The following is a 17,211-nucleotide window of genomic DNA, read 5'->3' as shown; positions in this document are numbered from 1 at the left end:
CGCGTCGACGGCCACCTCCTTCACGACGTCCAAGGGCGAGCGGGACCTGTCCGCCAAGAACCAGCAGAAGATCAGCAGCAGCACCCAGCAGAGCGCCTTCGTGCAGCGCAACCGCAAGGCCGCCGTCGTCACCGAAGCCTCGCAGGAGGAGCGCGAGTCGCTGACCACGCGCTCCGTGACGAACTACAACCACATGCACGCGCTGTCGGTCCAGTACTACGAGGTGGTCCAGGTCTATCGCACCGAGGTGCGGACCGAGCGGGCCGAGCGTGCGCTCTTCGTGCCCATGCAGCAGCTCACCTTCGACGAGGCCACGATCGCCCGCTTCCGCAGCGCGCTGTTCCGCGCCGCGCTCTCCGACCGGGTCCGGCAGCTGCTCGTCACCGCGGCGGGCAGCGTCGCGGCGTCGCTGGAGCTGCGTCCCGCCTACCGGTTCGTCGACTGACGGGGGATCGATGAGCGACGCGCGGAAGACCCAGCTCAAGATCGCCAAGGCCCGGGCGGCATACCGGGAGCACCTGCGGGAGCTGCAGGCCGCCGGCCTCGTCCTCTCCGTGGACGACCCCCACAACCTCACCGCGTTCTCTCTCGCGGGTGAGGCCTCGCTGGTGGGGGCGGTGTGGGCGGGCGACCGGACGTCAGCGGTGGTGGTCGTCGGCGACGACGGCGAGACCCGCCTCGACGCCGCACGCAGCGGGTCCGCTCCGGTGGCCCCCGCCGTGCATCCCCAGCTCGGAGCCGCGGTGCCGATCTACCAGCTCACCGCGGTCGAAGTCGAGTTCGAGGAGCGCGACGAGGACGACGTCCAGGAGCTGCGGCTGGTGTTCCGGCTCCCGTCGGCGCCCGCGACCAACGTGGAGCTGCGCGCCGACTGCATCCTCCCGAAGGGGGCCACGCGGGCGACCCTCATGACGTTCCAGACGCCGCTCGCGTCGAGCGAGCTCGTCGCCCACCTCAACGAGAACGCGCTGCACTACAGCCAGCAGGTCTGGCTCTCCCTCGATCCCGGCAGCCTCACGGTCCTCCTGGCCCGGTACAGCTACGAGGGCAACCGACTCATCGAACAGATCGACCCGACACCGCTGTCGGCGGCCGGCAACTGCCTGGTGTTCCGGTGGAAGGCCGAGGACGCCCAGGCCTGGAAGGACTGGACGGCGAGCAACGTCGACACGTCCTCGGTCGCCGTCGACCTCGTCGCCATGCCGACCGGCGGGGTCTTCGCCGAAGCCGTCCTCGGCCGGTTCAACTCGGCCGAGAAGCTCGACCTCACCCGGTTCTGGAACTGGCAGGACTCGCCGATCCCCATCCAGGCCCCCGAGATCGCGGCGCTGCAGGCCGGTCAGCGCGTCGTCGCCGAGAGCACGACCCCCGGCGACCTCGATGCGCCGGTCGTCACCATCCAGAACCCGCAGCCGCTGCCGGATCCCACCGGCCTGTCCGGCGCGCTGGCGGCGCTGACCGCCGCGAACCTGTTCCGCGACATGAGCAACGGGTCGGCCACGGCCGCCCTCGCCCAGGCCGCTCTCCAGGCCTCCGCCCAGGGCGCCCAGGGCATCGCCGCGCAGGCCGGCGCGAACATGGCCACCGCAGGACAGTTCACCCTCGAGATGACGAAGGCCCTGGCCGCAGCCGCGCTCGGCATCCCCGCCGCACCCGGGCCCGGGCTCACGAACGTCTCCACAGCGGGCGCGGCGATCAACCACGGGGCGAAGATGGACGCCGCGGCACAGGCGCCGAACCCGCTGCCCCTCGACGGCACCGACGGTGGCCCCGTCGACGGCACCGGCTCCTCCGGGGGTGGTGCAGGTACCGGCGGGACCAGTTCCGGTGCGGGCGGCCGCGTGATCACGGCGAGCACGCGCCCGTCGCAGGAGCAGCTGGCCTTCGCGAGCACCCTGGCGGGGGCGGGCGCGGTCAGCGGAAACGCACCGACGTCCACCCCGGTCGGCGCGGCCGGCGCGGTAGCCCCGAAGAGCGCGGTCCAGATCATCGACGACTTCAAGAACCGATCCGGGCCGGGCAAGTTCGACCTCGACCGGTCGAAGGTCGCCAACCGCCTGACGAAGCTGACCACGGCCGATCCGTTCGGGAACGGCTGCCACACCACCAACGTGGTGTCCGACACGGGCCCACGGATGCTCGACCAGAGGGGCCTCAACGTGTGCGGGGTGGCCGCCTTCCTGCACGTCTGGCTGAAGCGGGACCCGGCCGCGGTCGCGCAGTTCGCCGTCGAGCTGTACGAGACGGGTCGGTCCCGGATCGGCGGTCTCGACGTGGTCCCGCATCCCGAGCTGCTCAACCAGTCGCATCGCGCGATCTGGCCGACGACCAGCGGGAGCGGGGAGTCGCAGTTCGCGGCCGACTTCATGATGCTGTCGGCGCTGCGGGACGCCGCCAACGCGTTTCCCTTCCTGGGCCACGACGACGAGGAGTTGGGCGGGATCACGCCGCCGGGCGACGTCGTCAGCTGGCTGACCGCGACCGGCCTCTACCGGGAGGTGCGCAACCGGACGAGCATCGTGGGCCAACGGCCGATCGAGGAGCTCGAGGAGCTGCAGCCCAACGACTCCCGCGACGTCGTGGTGCTCCTCCACACGCTGGCGATGGCCGGGCCCGGTGTCCCCGGGGCGTGGCAGGCGAACCAGCCCAGCTTCATCGCACGAACCCTGGGCATCGGGATCCCGAACCACTACGTCGTGCTGAACTGCCCCGTCGAGCGGGTCGGCGATCAGCTGCGGCTCCGCATCTGGTGCTGGGGGCGGGGGGACCGCCCGCCGCTCGAGATGCCCGTGACGGCGCTCGCCGAGCACTTCTACGGCGCCATCGTCGCGCGCTGAGCGAGAGCGGCCACCCGGTCAGTGGGCCGCGTCGTCCCAGCTGCGGCCGTAGCCGACGGAGACGTCCAGCGGCACGTTCAGCGCGTACGCCCCGCCCATCTCGCGGCGCACGAGCGCCTCGACGGCCTCACGCTCGCCCTCGGCGACCTCCAGCACCAGCTCGTCGTGCACCTGGAGCAGCATCCGGCTCGTCAGGCCCTCCTCGACGATGGCGCGGTGCACGCCGAGCATGGCGACCTTGATGATGTCCGCGGCGCTGCCCTGGATCGGGGCGTTGAGCGCCATCCGCTCGGCCATCTCGCGCCGCTGCCGGTTATCGCTGGTGAGATCGGGGAGGTAGCGGCGGCGGCCCAGGATCGTCTCGGTGTAGCCGTCCTTGCGGGCGACGTCCACGATCGAGCGCAGGTAGTCGCGCACGCCGCCGAACTTCTCGAAGTAGTCCTCCATCAGCTCGCGGGCCTCCTCGGTGGAGATCCGCAGCTGGTTGGACAGCCCGAACGCCGACAGGCCGTACGCCAGCCCGTAGTTCATCGCCTTGATCTTGGCCCGCTGCTCCGGGGTGACCTCGGCGGGCCCGACGCCGAACACCCGCGCCGCGGTCTCGGCGTGGAAGTCGTGGCTGGAGCGAAACGCCTCGATGAGCGCGGCGTCCTCCGACAGGTGCGCCATGATCCGCATCTCGATCTGGCTGTAGTCCGCCGTCATCAGCTCGGCGCGACCGGGCCCCACGATGAACGTCTCGCGGATGCGCCGGCCCGCGGCCGTGCGGATCGGGACGTTCTGCAGGTTCGGGTCCGTGGACGACAGCCGCCCGGTGGCGGCGATCGTCTGGCTGTACGTGGTGTGGATGCGCCCGTCGTCGGCCACGGACTTCAGCAGCCCGTCCACGGTGACCTTGAGCCGGGTGGCGTCGCGGTGGGTGAGCAGGTGGCGCAGGAACTCGTTGCCGGTCTGCGCGTAGAGGCTCGCGAGCGCGTCCGCGTCGGTGGTGTAGCCGGTCTTGGTGCGCTTGGTCTTCGGCATGCCCAGCTCGTCGAACAGGACGACCTGCAGCTGCTTGGGCGAGCCGAGGTTGATCTCCTTGCCGATCACCGCGTAGGCGTCCTGCGCGGCCTGCTTGACCTGGGCGGCGAAGTCCGCCTCCAGCGCCGAGAGCGCCTCGGTGTCCACGGCGATACCCGCGGCCTCCAGGTCGGCCAGCACGAACTGCAGCGGCAGCTCCAGGTTCGCGAGCAGCTCGGTGCCGCCCAGCTTCGCCAGCTCGGCGTCCAGCGCGTCCGCCAGGTCGGCGACGGCCGAGGCCGCGACCATGTACGTCCGGGCGCGGGCGGCGTCGGCCTCCTCCTCGCCGCCGAGGAGTGAGAGCTGCCCGTCCGCTGCCTCGCCGTCCGAGCGCAGCTCGCGCCGCAGGTAGCGCAGCGCGAGATCGGCGAGGTCGAAGCTGCGCTGCCCCGGCCGGGCGAGGTAGGCGGCGAGCGCGGTGTCGCTGGTGAGCCCGGCGAGCGTCCAGCCGCGGCCGCGCAGGGCGTGCAGCGCCGCCTTAACGTCGTGCGCCGCCTTCGGCACCGACGCGTCGGCGAGCCACTCCCCCAGCGCCTGCTCGTCCTGCGGCGTCATCTTCAGGATGTCGACATAGCCGGTCTGTGCCACGCCGGCGGCCGCGCCTCCCGCGCGGGCCTCCACCGACGGCTCACCCGTCGCGAGCCCGATGCCGTGCACGTCGCGGCCCGCCCAGGTGGCGAGCGGGCCGAAGAACGACAGCCCGACGCGACGGCCGTCGCGCGCGTGCTCGGCGAGCCAGGCCGCCAGCTCGCCGGGCGGGATCGCCCCGCCCTGGACCTCGATGCCACCCTCGGCCTCGGGCTCGGCGCTCGCCAGCGTGGAGAACAGCCGGTCCCGCAGGACGCGGAACTCCAGCTCGTCGAACAGGCGGTGCACGGCGTCGCGATCCCACGCGCGCACCGCGAGATCGGCCGGTCCGGCGTCCAGCGCGACGTCGCGGACGAGCTCCGTGAGCTGGCGGTTGAGCAGCACGTTGGCGAGGTTCGCGCGCAGCGCGTCGCCCGCCTTGCCCTTCACCTCGTCCACCCGGTCGGTGAGCTCGGCGAGCGAGCCGAACTCGCGCACCCATTTCGCCGCCGTCTTCTCCCCCACGCCCGGGATGCTCGGCAGGTTGTCGCTCGGGTCGCCACGCAACGCCGCGAAGTCCGGGTACTGCGCCGGGGTGAGGCCGTAGCGCTGCTGCACCGCCGCCGGGTCGATCCGGCCCAGCTCGGACACGCCCCGGGTGGGGTACAGCACCGTGACGTGCTCGCTGACCAGCTGGAACGCGTCCCGGTCGCCCGTGGTGATGAGCACCTGGAAGCCCTCGGCCTCGGCCTGGGTGGCGAGCGTGGCGATGAGGTCGTCCGCCTCGTATCCGGCGACCCCGAAGTCCGGGATCGAGAGCGCCCGCAGGACCTCCTTGATGAGGTCGACCTGGCCCCGGAAGTCATCGGGTGTCGTCGTGCGGTTCGCCTTGTACTCGGTGTACCGCTCCGAGCGGAACGTCTGGCGCGAGACGTCGAAGCACACCGCGAGGTGGGTGGGCTGCTCGTCGCGCAGCAGGTTGATGAGCATCGACGTGAACCCGTAGACCGCGTTCGTCGTCTGGCCCGTGCCCGTACGGAAGTTCTCCGCGGGTAGCGCGAAGAAGGCCCGATAGGCCAGCGAATGGCCGTCCAGCAGCAGCAGGCGGCGCGTGTTCGGCGGGGACGTGACGGTCGCCGTCGTCGGGGTGGTGGTCGGAGTGCTCATCGGGGGCGAGTCTAGGACCGCCCCCCGACAGTCCTCGGGCGGCCGGACCCGCCCGCGACCGACGACCTGCGCCGCCGGATCGCGGGGGCGCCGCCGGCGCCGGCGGAACCGGTGCCGGACCGTGCCCGTGTGCTGTGGGTGGACGACCAGCCGCAGAACAACGCACTCCTCATCGACCAGCTCATGGGCGCGGGTGTCGCGGTCGACATCGCCCGATCGACAACCGAGGGGATGACCCTCGCCGCCCGCCGCCGCTACGGCGCGATCATCACCGACATGGGCCGGGACGAGGAGGGCCGGTTCCGTCCCCGAGCGGGCCTCGACCTCATCCGCCAGCTCCGCGACGCCGGCGACCGGACGCCCGTTCTGGTCTTCACCAGCTCCCGGTCCGCTCGGGACCATGGCCTCGAGGCGCGCGAGCTGGGCGCTCATGACGCCACGTCGTCCGGCGTGGACCTCGTGGCGTTCCTGCGCGCCAACGGGGTGATGCAGGTGACTCGCTAGCGGCGCACGGCGGGCCGGGCGCCGTACAGCGCGGTGCGCAGCGGCGGGCCGAGCAGCAGGCGGACCTCCGCCGCCGGCAGCGCGACGAGCGGGCCGTAGGGGTTGAGGTACCGCGTGAAGATCAACCCGGTGAGGACCGCGACGGCCGCGGCCGCCCGCTGCGTGGCGTTCGGGCCGCCGAGGAATTCGGCAAGCCTGCACAGCAGCTCGCGCTCCAGGTACTCCCGGAACACCCGCATGACCTCCTCGCTCTGCAGCGCGGGCGCCGCCGCCGCGCCGTCCCACTGGTCGGTGACCGCTCGCAGCAGGCGATCGGGGAGCCCGGCCCGATCCCCGGCCACCGCCTCGGTCACGGCCAGCGACCCGGTGCAGGGCAGCGGGACCGCCTCCCCGAACAGGCCCTGCTTGGAGCCGAAGTGGTAGCCGATCAAGGCCTGGTCCACGCCTGCGCGGGCGGCGACGGCACGCACCGTCGTGCCGCGGTACCCGCGCTCCAGGAACAGCTCGCGCGCCGCGGCGAGGATCGTCGCGCGGGTGGGCGGGTGGCCCGCCGGGCGGCCCCGCGACCGCGGTTTATTCAGCACAGTTGAATAATCCGGTGCTCCGGACGCACCGTCAACCGCATGCGAATCGTCATCCTCGGCGCAGGCGGCCCGACCGGACGCCTGCTCACCGACCAGGCCCTGGCGCGTGGTCACGACGTCGTCGCCGTCGCACGGCGCCCGGTAGTCGGGACCGGGCGGGACCGCCTGACCCGGATGCAGGCCGACGCCACCGATCTCCGAACCCTCGGGCCCGCCGTCCAGGGCGGCGACGCGGTGCTGTCGGTGCTCGGGACGGTTCACCCCCGAACCCGTGGACGTCTACTCGACGGGCACGGCGAACATCGTCGCGGCGCTGCGCCGCCACGGCGTCCGCAGGCTCGTCGTCGTCAGCTCCAGCGTCATGGACCCGCGCTGGCGGCCCAGCGGGGAGGCCCTGTTCAACGGGGTGCTCGATCCCCTGGTCAACCGCCGCTTCGGGCGCACCGTGCACGACGACATGCGGCGCATGGAGGCGCTCGTCCGCGACACCGACCTCGACTGGACGATCGTCCGCCCGTCCGGGCTGTTCGACCTGCCGGAACCGACAGCCTACGAGACGAGCGAGGACCGAGCGGACGGGCTGTTCACCGCCCGCCCCGATCTGGCCGCCGCGATGCTCGACACGCTCGACGGCGACCGGTGGGTGCGGCGGGTGATGGCGGTCATCACGACCGCGCGGCGACCCCGGATGCTCTCCCTGCTGTGGCGGGAGCTGGCGGCCCGGTGAGGCGGCGCGGTGAGTCGGCTCAGCCGACCTGCGCCATGACCTCGTCGGACACGTCGAAGTTCGCATACACGTTCTGGACCTCGTCGGAGTCCTCGAGCGCGTCGATCAGCTTGAACACCTTGCGCGCCTGGTCGGCGTCCAGCGGCACCTGCATCGACGGCAGGAACGTGGGATCGGCCGAGTCGTAGTCGATCCCGGCGTCCTGCAGCGCGGTGCGCACCGCCACCAGGTCGGTGGCCTCGCTGACGACCTCGAAGCTCTCCCCGAGGTCGTCGACCTCCTCCGCACCGGCGTCGAGCACGGCGAGCAGGACGTCGTCCTCGGTCAGGCCGTCCTTCGGCACGATCACGACGCCCTTGCGCGTGAACAGGTAGGACACCGAGCCCGGGTCGGCCATCGTGCCGCCGTTGCGGGTCATCGCGAGGCGGACCTCGGTGGCCGCGCGGTTGCGGTTGTCGGTGAGGCACTCGATGAGGACCGCGACCCCGTTGGGTCCGTAGCCCTCGTACATGATCGTCTGGTAGTCCGCACCGCCGGCGTCCGCACCGGAGCCACGCTTGACCGCCCGGTCGATGTTGTCGTTGGGCACCGAGCTCTTCTTGGCCTTCTGGATGGCGTCGTAGAGCGTGGGGTTGCCGTCCGGGTCACCACCGCCGACCCGCGCGGCGACCTCGATGTTCTTGATCAGCTTGGCGAACATCTTGCCGCGTCGGGCGTCGATGACGGCCTTCTTGTGCTTGGTCGTGGCCCATTTGGAGTGGCCGCTCATCGAAGTCCTTTCTCCGTACACACAGCGCGACCGATTCTACCGGCGGGGTGGGTTGCCGCTCGTCACCGCCCAGTGGGGTGGCTTCACTCCGGCTGGACCGCAGTAAAGCCACCCCACTGCGGGCCACGAGCACCCGACCGCCGGCCGATTCCGCCGATCGGCCCACGGCGCGCGTCGCGGTGCCGATCATGCGTGCCATGCGACGAGGACGAGGACCGAGCCGGGCCGAGCTGTGGGCGGCGGCACGTGAGGGCGTGATCTCGGCCCGCAGCCTCGTCGCGCTCGGCGTACCCGAGTCCACGGTGTACGACCGGTGCCGCGACGGCGGTCCGTGGCAACGGCTCGCACCGGGGATCGTGCTGCTGTCCACCGGGCGGCCGAGCGTGCACCAGCTCGTGGTCGCGGCCCTGCTGCACGGCGGGCCGGACGCGATGCTCACCGGGCTGGAGGCGTGCCGCCGCCACGACATCCACCGCACGCCGCCGCGTGACGGGACACTGCAGCTGCTGGTCCCGCACACGCGCCAGGTCCGGCACACGTGGTTCGTGCGGGTGGACCGGACGCGCCGCCTTCCGATCCCCGTGCATCATCGCGGCGTCCCGCTGGCCCCGCCCGTCCGGGCGGTCATCGACGCCGCTCGCTGCCTCCGGTCCGAGGCGACGATCGCGGAGCTCGTATCGGACGCCGTCCAGCGCGGTACCTGCACGGTGGCCGAGCTGTCCGCCGAGCTGGACTCGGGCGGACAGCACGGCAGCGCGACGCCCCGGCGGGTGCTGCGCGCGGTCGGCGCCGGCATCCGTTCGGCCGCGGAGCTCGACGCGCGGAAGCTCTGGGCCGCGTCCGGGCTCCCCGAGCCGTGGTGGAACGCCGCGGTGTACGACGCCGCGGGCCAACTGCTCGGCATCGCCGACGCGTGGTGGGACGAGGTGGCACTCGCCTGGGAGATCAACTCCTTCGCGTGGCATCTCGGGCCCGCGGACTACGCGCGTGAGCAGGAACGCCATGCCCGTTTCACCGCCGCCGGGGCGAGCCTGCTCCCGACCCTGGCCCGCAGGCTGCGGGCCGACCGCGCCGGCGTCACCGCCGAGCTGTGCGCGGCGTACGCGGCGGCGGCCGCGAGGCCTCGGCCGGCGGTGCGTGCGGTGCGCGTCGACGGCGTTCCCCCGGTGCAGTGGGGTGGCTTTGCTCCGGCTGGACCGGAGTGAAGCCCCGCTCCCCGGTGCAGTGGGGTGGCTTTGCTCCGGCTAGACCGGAGTGAAGCCACCCCACTGCGAACCGGAGCGGCGGGCGCTGCGGACGGCGGGGGGAGGGGGACGGCGGCGGGAGCGGCGGACGGCGGGCGCTGGGAACGGCGGGCGCTGGACGGCGGCGCTACAGCGACGCGTAGAAGTCCAGGTGGCGCCGCGCGGCGGCGTCCCAGGTGTGGCGCGCGGCCAGCGCGCGACCCGCGGCGGCACGCCGCGGGTCCGGTGCGGCGAGGGCCGCGTCGAGCGCCGCGGCGAGCGCCTGCGGCCCGCGGGCGAAGACCGCCGCCCCGGAGAACGTCTCGCGGAACACCGGCAGGTCCGAGATCACCAGGGGCACGCCCGCGGCGAGCGCCTCCATCGCGGCGATCCCGAATCCCTCCTTCACCGACGGGAACGCGAACACGCCCGCCCCGGCCACCAGCGACGGCAGCTCCGCATCCGCAACGGTGCCCAGCAGCACCGGCCGCACGCCGAGCTCCACGGCCCGCCGCTCCCACACCGCGCGGTACTCGCGGTGGTCGAAGACGGTCTCCCCGCCCGCGACGACCAGCTCGACCCCCGGGGTGCGCATCGCCGCGAACGCCTCCAGCAGCTCCAGGCTGCCCTTGCGCGGCTCGATCCCGCCGACGGTCAGCACGTACGGTGCCGCTCGTCGGGCGGGCACCGCCACGGCGAACCGCTGGGCGTGCACCCCGTTCGGGATCACCGTCGCGCCGATCCCCCAGCCGTCGCGCAGCTCGGTGGCGACGGCGTCGGACACGCACACGTGCGCGGGGGGGTCGACGATCGCCCGCTCGTGACAGCGCGCGAGCTGGGGCGTCGTGAACCGGTCGAGGTGGTGCACGGTGCGCACGTCGACGCGCACGGCGTTCGCCGAGATGCAGTCCTGGGCATGCACGATGTCGTACCCGCCCTCGAACGCCCCGCCGAGGACGGCGATCGAGCGCAGGACCCGCTCGCCCACGGTCTCACCCTCGATCTCGGGCAGCGCCACGACCCGCACGGTGACGGCCGGGTCGACCGGGCGGAAGAACCCGGTGTCGCCGCCGCGGCCCAGGCTCCACACGGTCACGTCGACGCCTCGCGCGGCCAGCGCCTCGGCCAGCGCCAGGGTGTGCACGACGCCGCCGCGTGGCTTGGTGGAGTAGGTCAGCAGCGCGACGCGGTCAGTACGCATCCGGCCGCCGTTCGCGCAGGTGGTGCAGGACCCGGCGGGCGGTGGCGATCTCCGCGCACACGTCGACGTCCGCGGCGGCGATCCCGGCCTTGGCCCAGGTGCGGGCGAGGATCTCCCCGCCGGGGCCGACCACCTTGGCCTGCCCGAGGAAGCGCATCCCGCCGAGCGCCCCGGTCTGGTTGCTCGACACCAGCACGACCTGGTTCTCGGCGGCGCGGGCCCGGTCGTAGAGGTCGAACAGCCGCGACTGCCGGTCCTGGCTCATCCGCGGCGCCCGGTTCGTGACGCTCGTGGGCCACGCCGAGAGGCACGCGAGGATCTGCGCCCCGTCCACCGCGAGGGCCCGGGCGGCCTCGGGGAAGGTCTTGTCGTAGTCGATGAGCATGCCCAGCCGCCCGACGGGGGTGTCGAACGCGGCGAAGCCCGTGCCCGGCGCGTAGGCCCGCGACTCCCCCGGCGGCTGGTGCACCTTCCGGTGCCTGCCGAGCACCCCGTCACCGTGCAGGCAGACGGCGGTGTTGTAGCAGCGCCCGCCGTCCTCCTCCCGGTACCCGACGCAGACGACCATGTCGCCCGCGAGGGCGCGGACGCGCTTGAGCGCCGGGTGGTCCTCGTCGAGGGCGGGCGGCAGGTCCTCGCCGCGGGCGAGGTCGAGGTAGCCACCCAGGGCGGCGTCCGGCAGGACCAGCAGCCCGACGCCGTCGCGGCGCGCGTGCGCCACCACCGTCGCGATCCGCTCGACGGCATGGTCCAGATCGCGGCCGAAGGCGGCGGCCACGGCGGCGAGCCTGGGCATCAGGACGAAGCGTAGGCGTGCGGGCGCCGGTCCCGGAGGTGTCCCATGTACCGGCGCGCCGCGTGCACGGCGGCCGGCACGTCGACGTCCGCGAGCGCCACGCCCTCGGCGACGCCGGTGGTGGCGAGGACCTCGCCGCCCGGGTCGACCACCTTCGCGCTCGCCACGAACCGCAGCGACCCGAAGTCCCCCGACTGGTTCGCCGACACCCAGACGACCTGGTTCTCCAGCGCCCGGGCCCGGTCGAACAGGTCGAACCGGCGGGTCCAGCGGTCCTCGGCAAGGTCCGGCGCGGGGTTCGTGCGGGCCGACGGCCACGCCGACACGCACGTGATGATCTCGGCACCGTCCAGCGCGAGGGAGCGGGCGGCCTCGGGGAACGCCTTGTCGTAGCAGATCAGCATGCCCATCCGGCCCGCCGGTGTGTCGAACGCGGCGAACGACGAGCCCGCGGCGTACGTCGCGTCCTCGGAGAGCGGCTGGTGCACCTTGCGGTGCAGGCCGAGCACCCGGCCCGCGCCGACGGCCACCGCCGAGTTGTACCAGCGACCCCCGCCGTCCTCGCAGAACCCGGCCACGACGACTGTGTCGCCCGCGAGCCGCACCAGCTCGGCGATCTCGGGGCCGTCGACCTTGAGCGCGGGCGGCGGCGGCGCGTCGCCGTCGAGGTCGGACAGGTAGCCGCCGAGCGCCGCCTCGGGGAACGCGACGAGGGTGGCGCCCTCCGCCCGGGCGGCCGTGACGGTCTTCGCGATGCGTTCGAGATCCGCGTCGAGGTCGCGGTCGAACGGCGCGGCGACGGCCGCGATCCTCATGACGCGATCCCCATCCCGGTCACGGGTCCCGCGACCGCCTCCGTGAGCTCCCCGTCGGGCCAGCGCAGCGCCACCCCCGCGCCGTGGACGAGCTCCCCGCACTCCCCGCCGGTGGCCGGGCCCGCGTCGAGGACGGGTCCGCCGGCGGTCAGCATCCCGAAGCCGGGGAAGCAGGTCAGCCAGTCCCCCGCGGACGCCCCGTCCGGTCGCGGCACCGCCGCGACGTCCAGGACGGCGCCGCACCCGGACGCCTCGGCGAGCATCCCGAGGGTGCCGGCGATCCCGGCCATCGAGACGTCCTTCGCGGCCGCCGGGCGCGCGGCCGCCACCGCGCCGAGCATCGCCCGCAGCTCGGGGGTGCGGCGGGTCGACGTGGAGTCCCACTGCCGCCCGGTGTAGCCGGGGCGCCAGCCTCCGCCGAGGTCCGCGGTGAGCCGGACGGCCTGCCCCGGCCGCCCGCCGCCACCGCGCACGGGCGCCGCGGCGCGTCCCAGCGCCGTGACGGACAGCGCCGCGGGAACCCCCAGCTGCGTGTGCCCGCCGAGCACCGGAACCGCGTACGCCGTGGCGGCGGCCCGCAGCCCCGCCAGCACCGCGCGGACCGCGGCGACGTCCCGGCCGGCGACGGCGTCCAGCAGCCCGACGGGCTCGGCACCCATCGCCGCCAGGTCGTTGACGTTGACCAGGACCGAGCACCAGCCCGCCCACCACGGGTCGCGCTCCACCATCGACGGGACGATCGCGTCGCAGGCCGCCACGACGTCCGATCCGGGCACCGGGACGCCGTCGTCACCGACATATCCCGGCCCACCGGGGGCGAGCCCGGCGAGGAGCTCACCCAGCGGAGCCTTGCCCGCTGCGGCCGACGCGATCCGCCCCATCGGCCTGCGCATCAGCACGTGCCGGCGGCCCGCCACCTGCACCGACCGGACCCGCTGCCAGCCGAGACGCGCGAAGAACCGCTCGTTGGCCGGCAGCACGGTGGCGTCGAAGCGCAGCGCGCCCGCGGCCTCGGCGTGCGCCACGGCGGCCCGGACGAGCGCGGCGCCCACCCCGCCGACCCGCCTGCCCTCGGGTGTGACGGCGAGCCTGCCGCCGAACCACCAGCCGATGTCGGTGCCGGTGACCGGGCCGAGGCGGACGCCGCCGAGGTAGCGGCCGTCCGGGGCGTGCGCGGCGAGGACGACAAGGCGCGGGTCCTCGTCGTGGTCGTCCCGGTCGTCGTGGGCGAACACGCCCTGCTCACCGACGAAGACCTCGCGGCGCAGGTCGTGATACGCAAGGACGGCGTCAGTGCGCTCCACGGTGAAGCGGGGCGGGCGCCGCGGCGGCCCGGTGAGCACCGCACCGAGGGCGTCACCCACCGTGCCGCCGCCGCCCGCCCCGCCGCCCACCGTGCCCCCGACCGGCGCGGCGAACGGCCCGGACCGGCGGGTGCTCATGCCCCCGCCGCCGGCAGCGCGCTGCAGGCCCCGCAGGCGGCGCATCCCGCAGCCTGGTCGGCCCCGCGCATCCCGGCCGCCCGCAGCAGGTCCGCCACGCGTCCCGTGACGTCCGCGACGACGGCCGGGTCGGGCGGGGTGGCGCCGTCGGCGTGGGCGAGCGTGCCGGGCAGCACCCGCAGCGGGACGACGAACGGGTAGACGCCGCGCTCGACGAGCCGCCCGCAGGCCGTCACCAGCTCGTCCGGGTCCTCGCCGAGCCCGACGAGGACGTAGGTGGACACGCGGTTGCGGCCGAACACCGCCACCGCCCGGTCCCACGCGGCCTCGTACTCGGCCATCGGGACCGCGCCCTTGCCGGGCATCCACGCCCGGCGGACGTCGTCGTCGAGTGCCTCGGCGTGGATGCCGATGGCGGTGGCCCCCGCCCGGTGCAGCTCGTCGATGGCGTCGAGGTCCCCTGGCGGCTCGATCTGCACCTGCACCGGGATGCCGGGCACGGCGGCGGTGACCGCGCGCACGCACCGGGCCAGGTGCACCGCACCCCGGTCCGGCCCGGTGGTCGTGCCCGTGGTGAGCACGACCTGGCGCACCCCGTCCAGCGCGACGGCGGCGGCCGCCACCTCGGCCAGCTGGGCCGGTGTCTTCGCCGCGACGGTGGACCCGGCGCGCAGCGACTCCTCGATCGCGCAGAACCGGCAGCGCTGCGACTCGTCGTAGCGGATGCAGGTCTGCACGACCGTGGAGGCGAGCACGTCGCGCCCGTGCAGCAGGGCGATCTTGCGGTACGGCACGCCGTCCGCGGTGGCCAGGTCGTAGAAGCGCGGCCTGGCCACCGGGGTGACGGCGACGCCGAGGTCGGTCCCGTCCTCGTAGATGCGCCCGTCCCGCACCACGTACGGGCTCCCCGGGTCGATCGGCAGTGCCGCGTTGACACCGTCGACCACGAGGTGCCCGTCGTCGCTGGGCCCGGCGCCCGGCCCGCGGCGCACGGACGTCTCCGTCCGCACCCCACGGACGGCGAGCGCGGACCGGACGGCCAGCGGAATCCCGAGATCGACGATGGTCATCGCGGACGCCCTCAGAACATGTAGGTGGAGTTGATGATCGCGCCCTTGCGCGCGTAGTGGATCAGCGCGTCCTGGACGTCGAGGGGGTGGGTGGGGATGACGCCCTCGATGAGGTCCTCCTCGCGGGCGCCGTGCAGCGACAGCCCGAAGCGGCAGCAGTACACCTTGCCGCCCTCGGCGATGAACGTCGCCAGCGAGTTGTTGATGTTGTGCTCGCCGGGGAAGGCCGAGTTCCCCGTGGTCGGGAAGCCGCGGGTGGCCAGGCAGTTCAGCGAGCCGGGGCCGTAGAAGTAGATGGCCGACTCGAAGCCCTTCCGCAGGGCGCGGGTGGCCTGCAGGATCGCGACGAAGCTCACCGACGACTCGTGCGCGATGCCGTGCACGAGGGTGAAGTAGCTCTCGCCGTTCTCCGCCTGGTAGTCGGGGAAGACCTTGGTGCCGCCGTAGATCGAGGAGCCCTCGGGCAGCGACGGGTGCGGGACCTCCTCGAGGGAGGCCTTCTCGGTGTCGGTGAGTCCGACGGTCGCGGTCATCTCTGGTGTCCCTTCGACGGGTGGTGGGTTCATCCGTGGATCACGTCAGCGCACGTCAGAGCACGTCGAACGTGTCCCGGAAGATCAGGTCGGCGAGGTCGCCGTCGCCGGCGGCCGGCGCCGGAGTGCCTGCGGGAGCAGGCATCGTGGCGAGGTGGCGGTGCCGTCCCGGGGCCCGCTCACGCGACCGTCCTCGTGGGCTGCCAGCCGTCCGTGGGGAACGTGTCGGCGGTGCTGCCGGACAGCCAGGACACCTCCAGGCCGCCCGCGCGGTGGCGGGCGATCCGCTCGGCGAGGTACTCGGCGTCCGCGCCGACCCCGCAGAACCGCCCCGAGCCCCAGGTGTGCTGCCAGGGCAGGCCGAGCAGGTAGATGCCGGCCACGGACGCCACCCCGCGACGGTGCGTCGGGTAGCCGCGGCCGTCGAAGATCGGCAGCTCGATCCAGCGGTGGTCGCGTCCGAAGCCGGTGCTCCACACCACCGCGGAGATGCCCGCCTCCCGCAGGTCGAGCTCGCCGGGCTGCGCGCCGGGCGACCAGACCGGTTGGTAGCGCGGCTCGGCCGGGGCGTCGATCCCGCGGGCGGCGATGTGCGCGTCGATGGAGTCCTTGATGCCCTCGCTGACCCGGTCCGCCGCGTCGAGGTTGGCGGCGAGGTCGTCCGCGAAGCCGATCCTGCCGCCGTCGATCTCCGTGAGCCGGCCGTGCAGGACCATGCCCTCGCGGGCGAAGGCGCGCAGGTCGATGTCGTGCCCGCCGTCGCGGCCGGTGACGTAGTGGTTCGCCCGGAAGCGCACCGCGTCCGCGTCGGCGAAGCCGTCGATCGGCGTGGCGTAGTAGCCCATCTCGTCGAGCCAGTCGACGACGTCGCGCCCGCGGTAGCGGCGCGCCACCCGCGGCGCGCCGCCGACGGCCAGGTGCACCTGCCGGCCCGCGAGGTGCAGGTCCTCGGCGATCTGGCAGCCCGACTGCCCGGTCCCGACGACCAGCACCGCGCCGTCGGGCAGTTGCTGCGGGTTGCGGTAGGCGACCGAGTGGATCTGCACGACGTCCGCGGGCAGCCGCTCGGCGGCGCGCGGCAGGTTCGGCACCTGGTAGGGGCCGGTGGCGAGTACCACCTGGTCCGCCGTGAGCGTTCCCGCGGTGGTGGTGAGCTCGAACGCCCGGCCCGCGGCGCGCAGGCGGGTGGCGGCCACACCCTCGACCAGCGGCGGGTCGAAGGAGGCGGCGTAGCGCTCCAGGTAGCCGACGACGTCGTCGCGGAGCATGAACCCGTCCGGGTCCGGGCCGGTGTACGGGAAGCCCGGCAGGTCGCACTGCCAGTTCGGGGTGACGAGGCAGAAGGTGTCCCACCGCTGCTCCCGCCAGGCGAACCCGACGCGCTCGCGTTCCAGCACGACGTGGCCGATGCCGCGGGCGCACAGCCGGTGGCTCATCGCGAGCCCCGCCTGTCCCCCGCCGACCACGACCACGTCGTGATGTCCGCCGTTCAGCCGCATGACGTTAGGACACCGGCAGGCGATGGCGTACGGGTTTCGTCGGGAACAGCACCCCGTTACGCACGCCGCCCGGCGTAACGTCCGGATGACACCGGACCCCGATCAGGCCGCGGCGCGCAGGAACGGTGCGGTGCGCGCGGTCGCCTCGCCGTCGACGGCGTAGCCGCGGACGGCGACCTCCGAGACGTCCGGCGCGTCGCGCAGCGCGCCGAGCAGCGGGCCCGCGACGAACGCGTCGGCGACGCCGCGGGCCTCCTCGGCGGTCGCGAGCGTGCGGTAGGTGACGTGGATCGCGTGCATCGGTGACTCCTCCTGGTCGTCCGGCCGGCGGATCCGGCCCGGTACCGCCGCACGCTGCGCGGGCGCGCTGTCACCCGGTTCGCGCCGCCGTCACGCCGCCGCGGCAGGGCCGTGC

The 17,211-nt window shown here is 73.9% G+C and carries 16 protein-coding genes and 1 pseudogene; 6 read left to right on the top strand and 11 right to left on the bottom strand.

What is annotated here, in order from left to right:
• Positions 1-445 (top strand): hypothetical protein (locus AB7J25_RS25455; RefSeq protein ID WP_428512925.1); only part of this gene is annotated, 445 nt, incomplete at its 5' end.
• Positions 446-455: 10 nt separating this feature from the next.
• On the top strand, positions 456-2,837 hold the full coding sequence (locus tag AB7J25_RS25450) for a hypothetical protein (protein WP_428512923.1): 2,382 nt from the start codon (positions 456-458) through the stop codon (positions 2,835-2,837).
• An 18-nt stretch (positions 2,838-2,855) separates the two neighbouring features.
• On the opposite strand, the gene polA is transcribed toward AB7J25_RS25450, so the two are convergent.
• Positions 2,856-5,633 carry a DNA polymerase I gene (gene polA, locus AB7J25_RS25445; RefSeq protein ID WP_428512921.1) on the bottom strand — a complete coding sequence of 926 codons (2,778 nt, stop codon included), beginning with the start codon at positions 5,631-5,633 and terminating at the stop codon, positions 2,856-2,858.
• A 129-nt stretch (positions 5,634-5,762) separates the two neighbouring features.
• Between polA and AB7J25_RS25440 the strand changes: the two genes are divergently transcribed.
• Positions 5,763-6,137, top strand: a complete 375-nt coding sequence (locus AB7J25_RS25440; RefSeq protein WP_428512919.1) for a response regulator — start codon at positions 5,763-5,765, stop codon at positions 6,135-6,137.
• Here AB7J25_RS25440 and AB7J25_RS25435 read toward each other — a convergent pair.
• Complete coding sequence (locus AB7J25_RS25435; protein ID WP_428512927.1) at positions 6,134-6,721, bottom strand: TetR family transcriptional regulator; 588 nt, start codon at positions 6,719-6,721, stop codon at positions 6,134-6,136. The two genes, AB7J25_RS25440 and AB7J25_RS25435, sit on opposite strands and share 4 nt — an antisense overlap.
• Positions 6,722-6,760: 39 nt before the next feature.
• On the opposite strand from AB7J25_RS25435, the pseudogene AB7J25_RS25430 reads away from it, so the two are divergent.
• Together AB7J25_RS25430 and AB7J25_RS25425 are read left to right on the top strand one after the other, a co-directional pair.
• Positions 6,761-6,922 (top strand): annotated as a pseudogene (locus tag AB7J25_RS25430) (NAD-dependent epimerase/dehydratase family protein); the annotation flags it as partial.
• A gap of 70 nt (positions 6,923-6,992) precedes the next feature.
• The gene (locus AB7J25_RS25425) at positions 6,993-7,448 is read left to right on the top strand and encodes an NAD(P)-dependent oxidoreductase (RefSeq protein WP_428512917.1); all 456 of its coding nucleotides are present in this window, start codon (positions 6,993-6,995) and stop codon (positions 7,446-7,448) included.
• A 19-nt stretch (positions 7,449-7,467) separates the two neighbouring features.
• Here AB7J25_RS25425 and AB7J25_RS25420 read toward each other — a convergent pair whose 3' ends face one another.
• Entirely contained in the window at positions 7,468-8,217 is a 750-nt protein-coding gene (locus AB7J25_RS25420; protein ID WP_428512915.1) for a YebC/PmpR family DNA-binding transcriptional regulator, read from the bottom strand.
• Positions 8,218-8,414: 197 nt separating this feature from the next.
• On the opposite strand from AB7J25_RS25420, the gene AB7J25_RS25415 reads away from it, so the two are divergent.
• Complete coding sequence (locus AB7J25_RS25415) at positions 8,415-9,422, top strand: hypothetical protein (RefSeq protein WP_428512913.1); 1,008 nt, start codon at positions 8,415-8,417, stop codon at positions 9,420-9,422.
• A 166-nt stretch (positions 9,423-9,588) separates the two neighbouring features.
• Here AB7J25_RS25415 and AB7J25_RS25410 read toward each other — a convergent pair whose 3' ends face one another.
• The 8 genes from AB7J25_RS25410 to AB7J25_RS25375 form a co-directional block, all read right to left on the bottom strand.
• Complete coding sequence (locus AB7J25_RS25410) at positions 9,589-10,641, bottom strand: MSMEG_0565 family glycosyltransferase (protein WP_428512911.1); 1,053 nt, start codon at positions 10,639-10,641, stop codon at positions 9,589-9,591.
• Positions 10,631-11,437, bottom strand: coding sequence for a carbon-nitrogen hydrolase family protein (locus tag AB7J25_RS25405; RefSeq protein WP_428512909.1), 807 nt, complete (start codon positions 11,435-11,437; stop codon positions 10,631-10,633). The genes AB7J25_RS25410 and AB7J25_RS25405 overlap by 11 nt, the downstream gene beginning before the upstream one ends.
• Positions 11,437-12,252 (bottom strand): carbon-nitrogen hydrolase family protein, encoded by an 816-nt coding sequence (locus AB7J25_RS25400; protein ID WP_428512907.1) that lies wholly within the window; start codon positions 12,250-12,252, stop codon positions 11,437-11,439. Before AB7J25_RS25400 ends, AB7J25_RS25405 begins: the two co-directional genes overlap by 1 nt.
• Positions 12,249-13,694, bottom strand: a complete 1,446-nt coding sequence (locus AB7J25_RS25395; protein WP_428512905.1) for an MSMEG_0567/sll0787 family protein — start codon at positions 13,692-13,694, stop codon at positions 12,249-12,251. Before AB7J25_RS25395 ends, AB7J25_RS25400 begins: the two co-directional genes overlap by 4 nt.
• The gene (locus tag AB7J25_RS25390) at positions 13,691-14,764 is read right to left on the bottom strand and encodes an MSMEG_0568 family radical SAM protein (protein WP_428512903.1); all 1,074 of its coding nucleotides are present in this window, start codon (positions 14,762-14,764) and stop codon (positions 13,691-13,693) included. The genes AB7J25_RS25395 and AB7J25_RS25390 overlap by 4 nt, the downstream gene beginning before the upstream one ends.
• An 11-nt stretch (positions 14,765-14,775) precedes the next feature.
• Complete coding sequence (locus AB7J25_RS25385) at positions 14,776-15,297, bottom strand: MSMEG_0572/Sll0783 family nitrogen starvation response protein (RefSeq protein WP_428512901.1); 522 nt, start codon at positions 15,295-15,297, stop codon at positions 14,776-14,778.
• Positions 15,298-15,476: 179 nt separating this feature from the next.
• Complete coding sequence (locus AB7J25_RS25380) at positions 15,477-16,796, bottom strand: MSMEG_0569 family flavin-dependent oxidoreductase (RefSeq protein ID WP_428512899.1); 1,320 nt, start codon at positions 16,794-16,796, stop codon at positions 15,477-15,479.
• A gap of 102 nt (positions 16,797-16,898) precedes the next feature.
• Positions 16,899-17,096 carry a hypothetical protein gene (locus tag AB7J25_RS25375; RefSeq protein WP_428512897.1) on the bottom strand — a complete coding sequence of 66 codons (198 nt, stop codon included), beginning with the start codon at positions 17,094-17,096 and terminating at the stop codon, positions 16,899-16,901.
• Positions 17,097-17,211: the final 115 nt, after the last annotated feature.

Source organism: Pseudonocardia sp., assembly GCF_050246655.1.
Classification (GTDB): domain Bacteria; phylum Actinomycetota; class Actinomycetes; order Mycobacteriales; family Pseudonocardiaceae; genus Pseudonocardia.
The sequence above is the reverse complement of the archived record's forward strand: the minus strand, read 5'-3'. Positions and strand labels throughout refer to the sequence as shown.

Coding starts and splice junctions, on each gene's coding strand:
- AB7J25_RS25450 (WP_428512923.1), top strand. CDS start 456: ATGAGCGACGCGCGGAAGACCCAGCTCAAGATCGCCAAGGCCCGGGCG.
- polA (WP_428512921.1), bottom strand. CDS start 5,633: ATGAGCACTCCGACCACCACCCCGACGACGGCGACCGTCACGTCCCCG.
- AB7J25_RS25420 (WP_428512915.1), bottom strand. CDS start 8,217: ATGAGCGGCCACTCCAAATGGGCCACGACCAAGCACAAGAAGGCCGTC.
- AB7J25_RS25415 (WP_428512913.1), top strand. CDS start 8,415: ATGCGACGAGGACGAGGACCGAGCCGGGCCGAGCTGTGGGCGGCGGCA.
- AB7J25_RS25410 (WP_428512911.1), bottom strand. CDS start 10,641: ATGCGTACTGACCGCGTCGCGCTGCTGACCTACTCCACCAAGCCACGC.
- AB7J25_RS25405 (WP_428512909.1), bottom strand. CDS start 11,437: ATGCCCAGGCTCGCCGCCGTGGCCGCCGCCTTCGGCCGCGATCTGGAC.
- AB7J25_RS25400 (WP_428512907.1), bottom strand. CDS start 12,252: ATGAGGATCGCGGCCGTCGCCGCGCCGTTCGACCGCGACCTCGACGCG.
- AB7J25_RS25395 (WP_428512905.1), bottom strand. CDS start 13,694: ATGAGCACCCGCCGGTCCGGGCCGTTCGCCGCGCCGGTCGGGGGCACG.
- AB7J25_RS25390 (WP_428512903.1), bottom strand. CDS start 14,764: ATGACCATCGTCGATCTCGGGATTCCGCTGGCCGTCCGGTCCGCGCTC.
- AB7J25_RS25385 (WP_428512901.1), bottom strand. CDS start 15,297: ATGACCGCGACCGTCGGACTCACCGACACCGAGAAGGCCTCCCTCGAG.
- AB7J25_RS25380 (WP_428512899.1), bottom strand. CDS start 16,796: ATGCGGCTGAACGGCGGACATCACGACGTGGTCGTGGTCGGCGGGGGA.
- AB7J25_RS25375 (WP_428512897.1), bottom strand. CDS start 17,096: ATGCACGCGATCCACGTCACCTACCGCACGCTCGCGACCGCCGAGGAG.